At 68.0% G+C, this 9,305-nt stretch carries 10 protein-coding genes and 1 pseudogene; 2 read left to right on the top strand and 9 right to left on the bottom strand.

What is annotated here, in order from left to right:
* The 7 genes from I55_RS21905 to I55_RS21875 form a co-directional block, all read right to left on the bottom strand.
* Positions 1–913: TolC family protein (locus I55_RS21905; protein ID WP_159107251.1), on the bottom strand; the 913-nt coding region annotated here is incomplete at its 3' end.
* 76 nt (positions 914–989) lie between these two features.
* On the bottom strand, positions 990–1,325 hold the full coding sequence (locus I55_RS21900; RefSeq protein WP_044562722.1) for a hypothetical protein: 336 nt from the start codon (positions 1,323–1,325) through the stop codon (positions 990–992).
* A 149-nt stretch (positions 1,326–1,474) separates the two neighbouring features.
* Entirely contained in the window at positions 1,475–2,023 is a 549-nt protein-coding gene (locus I55_RS21895) for a flavin reductase family protein (protein WP_044562721.1), read from the bottom strand.
* Positions 2,013–2,402 (bottom strand): carboxymuconolactone decarboxylase family protein, encoded by a 390-nt coding sequence (locus I55_RS21890; protein WP_044562720.1) that lies wholly within the window; start codon positions 2,400–2,402, stop codon positions 2,013–2,015. The genes I55_RS21895 and I55_RS21890 overlap by 11 nt, the downstream gene beginning before the upstream one ends.
* Positions 2,399–3,367, bottom strand: coding sequence for an alpha/beta hydrolase (locus I55_RS21885; RefSeq protein ID WP_148293891.1), 969 nt, complete (start codon positions 3,365–3,367; stop codon positions 2,399–2,401). Before I55_RS21885 ends, I55_RS21890 begins: the two co-directional genes overlap by 4 nt.
* Positions 3,364–4,554 carry an LLM class flavin-dependent oxidoreductase gene (locus I55_RS21880; protein WP_044562719.1) on the bottom strand — a complete coding sequence of 397 codons (1,191 nt, stop codon included), beginning with the start codon at positions 4,552–4,554 and terminating at the stop codon, positions 3,364–3,366. Before I55_RS21880 ends, I55_RS21885 begins: the two co-directional genes overlap by 4 nt.
* A 23-nt stretch (positions 4,555–4,577) precedes the next feature.
* Entirely contained in the window at positions 4,578–5,351 is a 774-nt protein-coding gene (locus I55_RS21875) for an alpha/beta fold hydrolase (protein ID WP_159107250.1), read from the bottom strand.
* Positions 5,352–5,523: 172 nt separating this feature from the next.
* On the opposite strand from I55_RS21875, the gene I55_RS21870 reads away from it, so the two are divergent.
* Entirely contained in the window at positions 5,524–6,402 is an 879-nt protein-coding gene (locus tag I55_RS21870; protein WP_159107249.1) for a LysR family transcriptional regulator, read from the top strand.
* A 55-nt stretch (positions 6,403–6,457) separates the two neighbouring features.
* On the opposite strand, the gene I55_RS21865 is transcribed toward I55_RS21870, so the two are convergent.
* A complete protein-coding gene (locus I55_RS21865; protein ID WP_044562716.1) occupies positions 6,458–7,240 on the bottom strand; it encodes a helix-turn-helix transcriptional regulator in 783 nt (260 codons plus the stop codon).
* Between the two features lie 107 nt (positions 7,241–7,347).
* Here I55_RS21865 and I55_RS21860 point away from each other — a divergent pair, with 107 nt between their 5' ends.
* On the top strand, positions 7,348–7,890 hold the full coding sequence (locus tag I55_RS21860) for a VOC family protein (RefSeq protein ID WP_044562724.1): 543 nt from the start codon (positions 7,348–7,350) through the stop codon (positions 7,888–7,890).
* Positions 7,891–9,013: 1,123 nt separating this feature from the next.
* Here I55_RS21860 and I55_RS37820 read toward each other — a convergent pair.
* Positions 9,014–9,305: pseudogene (locus tag I55_RS37820) on the bottom strand (ATP-binding cassette domain-containing protein); the annotation flags it as partial.

Genomic DNA, 9,305 nt, shown 5'->3' with positions numbered 1-9,305 from the left:
GGATGCTGACGCCCACCACCAGCGCCGTCTCGCGCCCCTCGTTGAAACGGCTGATGCCGGCGCCAACCTTGAGATCGGGCACGGCACGCGCCCGTTCCATGTCGATGGCCGCCCGGCTGCGCTTCAGTTCCGCCTGCCAGCGCGCGACGTCCGGCAGCCCTGGGCCCGGCATTGGGCCGGCCGCCTCCACCCGACCGCCGTCCTCCCCCAGGGCCTTGAGGACGGCCACGTCCAGCGCCGCGGGCTGGACCGGCTCCCCGACCAGATAAGCTAGGGTGCGGGCGGCGGCATCCTCCTCCCGCTTGGCGCGGGCGACATCGATCTCCGCCTGGCGGACGTCGGTGTTGGCACGGTCCTCCTGGATGGCGCTGTCATGGCCGGACTGGACACGGGCGCTGACGGCCCGGGCGGTTTCCTGCGCCAGGCTCCGCTGGGCCTCGACGATGCGCCGCCGCTCGCGCGCGGCCAGCAGGTCGAAATAGGCCACGCGGACATCGCGGACGAGGTCCAGGCGCACGACGTCGGCGTCCAGCTGGGAACGAACCGCCGCCGCCCTGGCCACCGCCGTGCGCGCGTCCCGTTTACCGCCGAGTTCGACCAACTGGTTGAGGCCGTAGGTGGTCTCCAGCGCGCGGGTGCCACGGTAAGGACCCGATCCGGCCAGATTCTCCCCCTGGATGGAGAATTCGGGGTTGGGCAGGACGTCGGCCTGCATGACATCGCCCTGGGCCGCGTCGGCGCGGGCGGCGGCGGCCTTCAGCCGTGGCGATGTGACCAGGGCGCGGTCCACCAGGGCGTCGACGGAAAGAAAGGTTGGGGGCGTGGCGGTGCCCGCCACGGACGGCTCCGCCGCCGCATGGCACGCGGGCGCAAGGGCAAGCGCCGCCACCAGCCCTAATGCTGGGATGCGCATGATGTCTCCGGAAAGGCATGATCGATCGGTCGGCGCCGCGCGGAGGCGGGCGCCGGTCATTCAGGAACGGGATCGATCAGGCCGCCGGTGGACGATCGGGAGGCGCGATGTCGCGGCTGACATAGCTCTGCGCCAAGGCCGGGAAGTCCATGGCCTGGACGAGCGCACGGGGCGTGGGGACATGCGTGGCCGGCGTCGCGCTGTCGGCGATGTGGACATGGCCGCAGGGGCCCTGGCCGGCATGGAAATGGATAAGGCTGTGCCGGATGCCATCGACGGGATCCGGCGCGCCCTCCACCGCCACATGCTCCGCCTTCAGCCCGCAGTCAATTCCGCCACCCGCCATTTCCATGAGGGATGGGCCGTCGAAGACGGCCGTGAACAACAGAAGAAGGGCGAGCAGCCAGCGCATAGCCCGCAAGTTGGCAATGATCGGCCGGCGGTTCAACCCCAAAGTCAAAGGCGGGTGTGGGCCACCCGGGTTGCAAAGCGGTGAGCAAGCTACCTCACCACGGCCCAGCGCGAAGAGGCATGGGGCGCGCCCTCCAGGCCGCTCCTCGCCTATCGCCGGTCGGCGGTTTCCAGGCCCGCAGCGAAGCAGCCATAGCGGCCGTCCATATAGACCAGCGGGTCGATGGGGGCGAGGTCGATCACCTCCTGCACCTCACCGATGAACAGGCCGTGCGTCCCGAACACCGTGTTCGCCACGGTGCGACAGAAGATGCTGGCCTGGGCGTCCGCCAGATAGGCGTGGCCCAGCGCGGACTGCCGCCAATCCCCCAGGGAGAAGCGCGCCTCCCCCTTTTCCTTGCCGGCGCACAGGGTGGAAATCTCCGCCTGCCGCGCGGTCAGGATGTTGATGCAGAAGTCGGCCCCCTGGGACAGGGGTTCAAACAGGCTGGCGGACCTGTTCACGCAGATCAGCATCGAGGGTGGGTCCATGCTGAGTTCGCTGACCGCCGTCGCCGTCATCGCGTGGCGCTGGCCACCGTGGCGGCAGGTGATGACGACGACGGCCTTGGCCAAGCTGCGCAGCCCCTTGCGCAGCGCCAGCGCGATGGCGGCCGGGTCCGCCGCGGCGACGTCAACCGGAGCGGTATCAGTAGGCATCGACTTCCCTCAGCGCGGCGGCCGCCTCCCTCCAGCTGTCCGCCCCAGCGGGCAGGCCGGCGTAGAGCGTGGCGTGCAGCAGGATTTCGCGGATTTCCTCCTTGGTGACGCCATTGGCGATGGCACCCTTCACATGGTTGCGCAGCTGGGCCGGCCGGCTCTGCCCCACCAGGATGGCGATGGTCAGCATGCTGCGCAGTTTCAGCGACAGCCCCGGGCGGCTCCACACTTCGCCAAAGCAGGTCCGGGTGACCATGTCCTGCAGCGGCAGGGTGAAGTCGTCAGCCTCCACCAGGCTTTTCATTCCGTCGGCGCCGAATATCCGTTCGCGCAGGTCGCGGCCCCGCTGCGCCGCGTCGGTATCCCATGATGAGGTCATGGCGTCTCTCCCCTGTCCGCCGGCCAAAGGTAGGGCCGCACCGCCTGGGCCGTGGCGGTCATCTCGCGCGCCGCGGCCGGCGACATGCCCAGCGCGCGCAAGAACCCATGTATCATCCGATGGGCGGTGAGAACCCGCACCTCCACCCCGGCGGCCCGCAGGCGACCGGCGTATTCCTCGCCCTCCTCACGCAACGGGTCGTAGTCGGCGGCGACCAGCACCGCCGGCGGCAATCCGCTCACATCCGGCAGCGACAGGGGCGGCGGGTGGAACGGTGCCGCCTCCTGCGACAGACGGTAAAGCCGGACGAAATCCTCCACCCGCTGGACGCTGAGCAGCGGGTCCCGCCCCCGCCCGTACGAGGGCCGGCCAGGCGTCAGGGCGTAGGCGCCGTACATCAGCACCTGGCAGGCGGGCTGGATGGACGCACCACCGTCGCGCGCCATGACGGCGGTGATGGTCGCCAGCAGGGCGCCGACGCTGTCGCCGGCGACGGCGATGCGGTTCGGGTCGACGCCCAGTTGCCCGGCATGGGCGACGAACCATTCGTAAGCGGCGTGGCAGTCCTCCTGCGCCGCGCGGTAGGAATTCTCCGGCAGGCGGCGGTACTGGACGCTGACGACGACGGCCCCGGTCTCCTCCGCCAGTCCCTGGGCGACGGCATCGAAACTTTCCACACTCCCGAAGGCGAAACCGCCGCCGTGGAAATAGCAGATCCCGGGCCGGGGCGTGTCGCCACCGGGGTCCAGGATCGCGACGGCGATCTCCCGTCCCGGCGCCACGATGAAGCTGACGTGCCGCCGTAAACCTGCCACCCCGGGCCGGGCGAAGGCCGCCGCGTTCAGGTCGGCGGCCAGCCGGGCGGCCGACAGCGTCCCCCCCGGCGACTGCCCCGCGCGGAAGGCGGCCACATAGGCGTCCATACCCTCCGCGAGGGGGGCCGGGGCTTGGCCATCCAAGCTCACGCGAAGGCCTCGTACCGGATATCGGGGGTATCCACCGACAGCTCGGCCAGGCGGGGCATCACTTCCCGCGAGAACAGGGTCAGGTTCTCCACCGTCTCGGCATGGCCCAGCGTGCCGGCCTGCCCCATCATCAATAGGTTGCCGAAGCCGCCAACCTCGGCATGGAAGCGACTGATCTGTTCGAATACCTCATCGGGCGTGCCGACGAACATCAGGCCAGCGTCGATATACTGGTCGATCGTGGGGTTGGACGGCAACGGGCTGCCGTCGCGTAAGCGCGGGCGTACGGCGTTCGGACCCGCCTTCAGGATGCGGACGTTGTCCTTCACCGAGGCGAAGCCGGCCGGGTTGCGGAACTGCGGATCCAGCCGGGCGGCGGTGGTGAAATAGGCCTTCATCTGCTCCGCCCGCTGGAAGGCGGTCTCGCGGTCGTTGGCCACGGACACCAGGCCCAGGTAACCCAGGCGGTCATCCGATGCCGGCCGGCCATGCGTCTCCTGATAAGTCTTGCGATAGCTGGCGAAGACCGACCGGGCCACGGCACCCGACAGGAAGGTGGCGCAGACATAGCCCAGCTTGGCCTGCTGCGCCGCGCTACCGGCGCTGGACGCCGTCATCCAGATGGGCGGCATCGGCTGCTGGATGGGACGCGGCCACAAGCCGACGGCGCGATAGTTGAAGAATTCACCATCCCAGGAGAAATTATCGCCCGTATTGGACAGGGCCTCCAGGATCAGGTCGTGCGCCTCCCAGTACCGGTCCATGAAGCGCACGGGCTGCCGGTTCGACATGAACACTTCATAGGCGGCACCCTTGACCAGGCCCACTTCCAGGCGGCCGTTGGAAATCACATCGGCCATGGCGATCTCCTCGGCCACGCGCACCGGGTTGGCGCGGTTGCCGATGGGAATGCCCAAGGCCAGCAGCCGGGCGCGCTTCGTCTGGCGCGCCAGGATGGCCAGCGTCGTCATGCACGAGGTCGACATGCAGGTCGCCGCCGCGTGATGCTCGTTGATCATGATGTTGTAGCCCAGCTCATCCGCCAGGACGTATTCATCCAGATAGCGATTGATCAGCCGCCCTGCTTCCACCGGGTCGCAATGATGCTGCGGCAGGGTGATGCGCATCGGGCCCGGCACCTCGAACGCCGGGTGGTACGCCTGCTCGCTGAATTGCCAAACTTTCATCGGGGCCTCCTAAAGCCGCTGCCTCATGCCGCCGCGGCGACGGCGCGCTGGGCGAAACTGTCGATGCTGCGGGCGGCCGCCTCGGGGCTGTCGACATAGATGCGGTGACCACAGTTCGGGATCGCCTCGAACACCGCCTGGGGGATCAGGGCGGCGTAGTCCCGTCCGAAGTCCAAAGGCGCGATGGCGTCCTCCTCCCCCCACAGCACCAGCGTGGGCGTGGTGACGCGGTGCAGCCGGTGGCGCAGCTTCGGATTGCACATGTAGGGGGACCAGCCGTACAGCATCGTCGCCTCGGCGTTGCGCACCTTGCGCTCCAGCACCTCTTCCGGCAGGGTGGCCAGATCGTGACTCGGCACTGGCGTCACTTGCGACTTCCGCTCCACGGTGCCGCCGTCGCACATGAAGATGTCCAGGACGCGGCGGTCCGTGCGGTGGGCCGTCTCGATGCCGAAGGGCGCACCCAACACCGCGAGCGCCAGGCGGCCACTGTTCTTCACCAGCATTTCGGCGGCGACCCAGCCGCCAAAGGAAAAGCCGGCGATCAACACGTCGCGCAGGTCCAACTGGTCCAGCAGATCCAGGTAGAAATAGGCGATGTCGTCGACCGTCGAGAAGGAGCGCGGCAGGTCGCTGCCACCGAAGCCCGGATGGGACGGGGCGTAAATTTTGTGCGTCGCGGCAAGCAAATCAATCAACGGTGTCAGGGCCTCAACACCGTCCATGCCGTGCAGCAGCAAAACCGGCTTGCCTTCGCCCTTGATCAGCAGTTCCAGGCGCACATCGCCCACATGCACAAAGTGCGTCCCGGAAAGAGTGCCAGCGTTCGTCGCTTCGCTATTCATCCGCCACGACCTTTCTTGAACGCATTTGCGTGTAATTGATGATGCTTTACTTCTGCTGATGGGGGGCGGAATCGTCCAATTCTTTGTGCTTGCGCAATTGATGCCGTCACGGTATCAATTGGCCATGGAACTAAGACATCTGCGGTATTTTCAGGCGGTTGCACGCGAGGAGCACTTCGGGCGCGCCGCGCAGACCATCCGCGTGGCCCAGCCGGCGCTGACGCGTCAGGTGCGGGACCTGGAGGATGAGCTGGGCGTCCAGCTGTTCGAGCGGCTGCCCCGGGGCGTCCGCCTTTCCCCTGCCGGCCGGGCCTTCCTGGAGGACACCAACGCCCTGCTGGAAAAGCTGCAGCGCAGCGTCGCCCGGGCCAAAAGCTACGCCACCGGTCATGTCGGCACGGTACAGATCGGCTTCAGCGAGATCGCGTCGCGCCACCCCGACATTCCCGCGAAGCTGCTGCAATTCCGGCTGGACGAGCCGAAGGTGGAATTGAACCTCCTGCCCATGAGCTCGCGCAACCAGATCGATGGCCTGCGCAACGGCACGGTGGATGCGGCCATCGTCTACGACATCCACTTCTCCGAAGAGGATCTGGGCGCGTTGGAGCATTGCGAGCTGGGCTTCAGCGACATCGTCATCGCCATCAACGAAGACCATCCCCTGGCTCAGCGTCCCATCCGGATGCGCGACCTGGCGGAAGAGCGCTTCCTGTTCCCAGCCCGCAAGCCCCAGCCGCGCTATTTCGACCGGCTGATGCAGGCCTGCCTGGCGAACGGCTTCTCCCCCAACATCGTCCAGGAAACAGCGACGGACTCCATCCTGCTAAGCCTGGTGGCCGTGGGCATGGGCGTGGGCTTCACCCAACAGACGCGGCAGGTGCCGCGCCAGGGGGTGCTGCTGCGCGAAGTGGAGGACCTGGACGTCTCATTCCGTCTGCACCTGGTGTGGCGCAGGTCCGATCCCTCACCCGCCGTGCTGCGCTTCATCAACGCGATGAAATGAGGTTGTTGATGGTCGCCGTGCGAGCGCCGGGCGACAGCGGCTCATGCCGCTGGCCCTAAACAAGCCGCGGCGCTGAGATCTGCCGATAGGCGGCGACCAATTCCCGCTTGTCCATCACCCCCAGCTTGCAATAGGCGCGGCGTCGGTAGGTGATGACGCTGGCCAGCGACAATCCGGCCTGGACGCCGATCTCCTCCTGCGTCCGCCCTTGGATCAGGCCGGCCGCCACCTCCGCCTCACGGGCACTGAGGCCCGCATCGGCCGCCAGCAGAATGCGCACCATCTCGGACGGCGTGGCCTCGCCGGGCGGATGGGAGGACAGGTCGGCGTGGCGGGTCAGCGCCGCCATCAGCACCGGCGCGTATCGCTCCACCCGCGCCACGTCCCCCGGCCGCGACGCGCCGTCGGACACCATGCGATAGCCGTTGGCCATGAACGGGCGCGGGCCGGCGGACAGGATGCTCAGCCGCTCGGCGATGCCGCCGCGCTCATAGCAGGCATGGCGATAGCCGGGGTCCGTGATGTCGGCGGCGCCGGTGCGGATCACCAGGACGCCGGTGTCCCGGGGGGCCGCCACGGCCAGGCGCGCGGCGCGGTCGTTCCGCCAATGATGGCGGGCATAGGCCAGCGAAGCCGCCCGGGCGAAGCCGGGCACGTCCCGGCAATCCCCCGCCGCGAACAGGGCGAGCGGGCCGTCCCGCCCATCGAAGGAAAAGGCGGAGGATAGCCGCGCACCACACAGGGCGCCCAGGGCCGCCAGAAAGCGGGTTGGGAAGTCCGGCGCGCCCACCGACGCCACGGCACCCGCCAACGTCGCGATGTCATCGTTCGTCTTCATGATCCTGTCCTCCCGCCGGGGGGACGAAGGCCACCGGCGCCGGCGTTATCATGAGCGGTGCGGCCGCGTCCTTCGATCCGGTCCGCCCTTTCCCCGGAGCCTGCGCCATGTCGACACCACCCGCCGCACCACCCGCCATTAAGGGTCTGTATCATTTCGCCTATCCCTGCCGCGACGGGGAGGAGACCCGGCACTTCTACGAAGACGTCCTGGGTCTTCCGCTCGTCAATTGCATGCTGGCCGACCGCGTTCCCAGCACGGGCGAGGAGAAGCCCTACGCCCACATGTTCTTCGCCATGACAGACGGATCTTATATCGCCTTTTTCGACCTGGGCGATGATGAGATGCCGGCGCCGTCCCCCAACACCCCCGCCTGGGTCCAGCATTTCGCCATGGAAACCGGGTCCGTGGATGAGGTGCTGGCGATGCGCCAGCGGCTGATCGACCATGGCGTGGAAGTCCTGGGGCTGGTCGACCACCATTTCGTGAAGTCGATCTATTTCTTCGATCCCAACGGCCTGCGCCTGGAGGTCACGGCGCGCACGGAATCACCGACCTACCTCGCCGACGCCGCCAGTTCCGCCCGCGCGGAACTGGACAGGTGGACCCGCGAAAAGGCCGCCCGGCTACAGGCCAGAACCGCTGGCTAAAGCGGAAGCGCGGCGGCGGCCCCCAGGGCCGCCGCCGACCTTTCAACGCTCACGTGCCCATGAAGCTTTTCCGGCGGCTCCAGTCCATGATCAGGCCGATGCAGGTGGCCAGATGGTCCGGCTGGCCGATGTAGTAATGGGTGGCGCCGATGATGCGATGGTATTCCTTGTCCGGCGTCGCCAGGGCGGCGTTGATCGCCGGATTGTGGGTGGCGGGCACCGCCTCATCCGCCGTGTTTTCGATCTGCAGCACCGGCGTCCGGTGGATCTTGGCGGCGTTCATCGGCCCCTTCGCGTTCGACAGATCATAGCTCCACTGGCTGAGCCATGAGCGCAGGGTGGTGAAGCGGGCCAAGCCGACCGGCCCCACGTTCACCGCCCGCGGGTCGCCCATATAACACCAGCCGGGCTTGCGTTCATTGGGATCGACCCCTGGGTCCAGCCAACGGACATCGCACATCGTGCGGTGAACGACGAAGGCGCGCTCCTGCTCCGCCCCGCCCCGTTTTCGCAGCCGCTCCAGTTGGTCCTGGCACCACTGGGTGATGCGGCGGTTGCGCTCCACCTGGCGCGCGCGAAATTGTTCCACGAAACCGGCATCATAAGGCGCCTGGTTGGGGCACGCCTCGGCATAGATGTCGAAGGCCGGGTCGCGCCGGTCGGGATCGGCCTCGTCGATAACGGACGGGTCCAGCCATTCGGTGAGTGTTTCGGCGCGCGACAGATGGGCGGCGATGAAGATCACGCCATCCGCCATCGTCAGGCCGGCAGCCGTCAGGTCGACCTCGTCCCCCGCCGGGGTGTGGGTGATGGACGGCCGTTCCGCCTGCGCCTGGTAGAACAGCGACAGGGAGCCGCCGCCCGACCAGCCGACCAGCACCACGCGATCGTAGCCCAACGCTCCCCGCGCATGCGCGATCCACTGCCCCAGGTCGATCGCCACCTTCTCCATGATCAGGGCGCTGTCGTTGCGGGCATAGCGGCTGGCGGCACACAGCACGTCCAGCCCAGCGTCGGCCAGCGCCAGCGGCATGGGCAGCAGCTGCAGGGTGGAGGTGGGGTGCATGAACACGTAGACCGTGTCGGCGCGGCGATCCGGCCGGCGCAGCAGCTGCCCTTCCAGATTGACCATGTCGTGGGTGATGGTCAGCGCGGTGGCGCCCAGGTCGCGCACGCACTTCACGATCAGGTCGTTGATGACGTCGGCCATGATGGGATCCAGGCCGGTGGTCGGTTCGTCGAAGAAGATGATCTCCGGTGTGGTGGCGATGGCGCGGGCCAGGCCCACGCGCTTCTGCATGCCGCCCGACAGCTCCGCCGGCGACAGGTTGGCGACGTCGGATCCTAAGCCCACCGCGGCCAGCTTCTCGATGGCGATGTCGCGCGCCTGGGCGCGCCTCATGCCCCGGCCCTGA

It is taken from the genome of Azospirillum sp. B4 (assembly GCF_000333275.1).
Classification (GTDB): Bacteria; Pseudomonadota; Alphaproteobacteria; order Azospirillales; family Azospirillaceae; genus Nitrospirillum.
The sequence above is the reverse complement of the archived record's forward strand: the minus strand, read 5'-3'. Positions and strand labels throughout refer to the sequence as shown.

What these genes read in the sequence shown, in the direction of transcription:
- I55_RS21895 (WP_044562721.1), bottom strand. Translation starts at nt 2,023, where the DNA reads ATGCCTACTGATACCGCTCCGGTTGACGTCGCCGCGGCGGACCCGGCC.
- I55_RS21900 (WP_044562722.1), bottom strand. Translation starts at nt 1,325, where the DNA reads ATGCGCTGGCTGCTCGCCCTTCTTCTGTTGTTCACGGCCGTCTTCGAC.
- I55_RS21880 (WP_044562719.1), bottom strand. Translation starts at nt 4,554, where the DNA reads ATGAAAGTTTGGCAATTCAGCGAGCAGGCGTACCACCCGGCGTTCGAG.
- I55_RS21870 (WP_159107249.1), top strand. Translation starts at nt 5,524, where the DNA reads ATGGAACTAAGACATCTGCGGTATTTTCAGGCGGTTGCACGCGAGGAG.
- I55_RS21860 (WP_044562724.1), top strand. Translation starts at nt 7,348, where the DNA reads ATGTCGACACCACCCGCCGCACCACCCGCCATTAAGGGTCTGTATCAT.
- I55_RS21865 (WP_044562716.1), bottom strand. Translation starts at nt 7,240, where the DNA reads ATGAAGACGAACGATGACATCGCGACGTTGGCGGGTGCCGTGGCGTCG.
- I55_RS21890 (WP_044562720.1), bottom strand. Translation starts at nt 2,402, where the DNA reads ATGACCTCATCATGGGATACCGACGCGGCGCAGCGGGGCCGCGACCTG.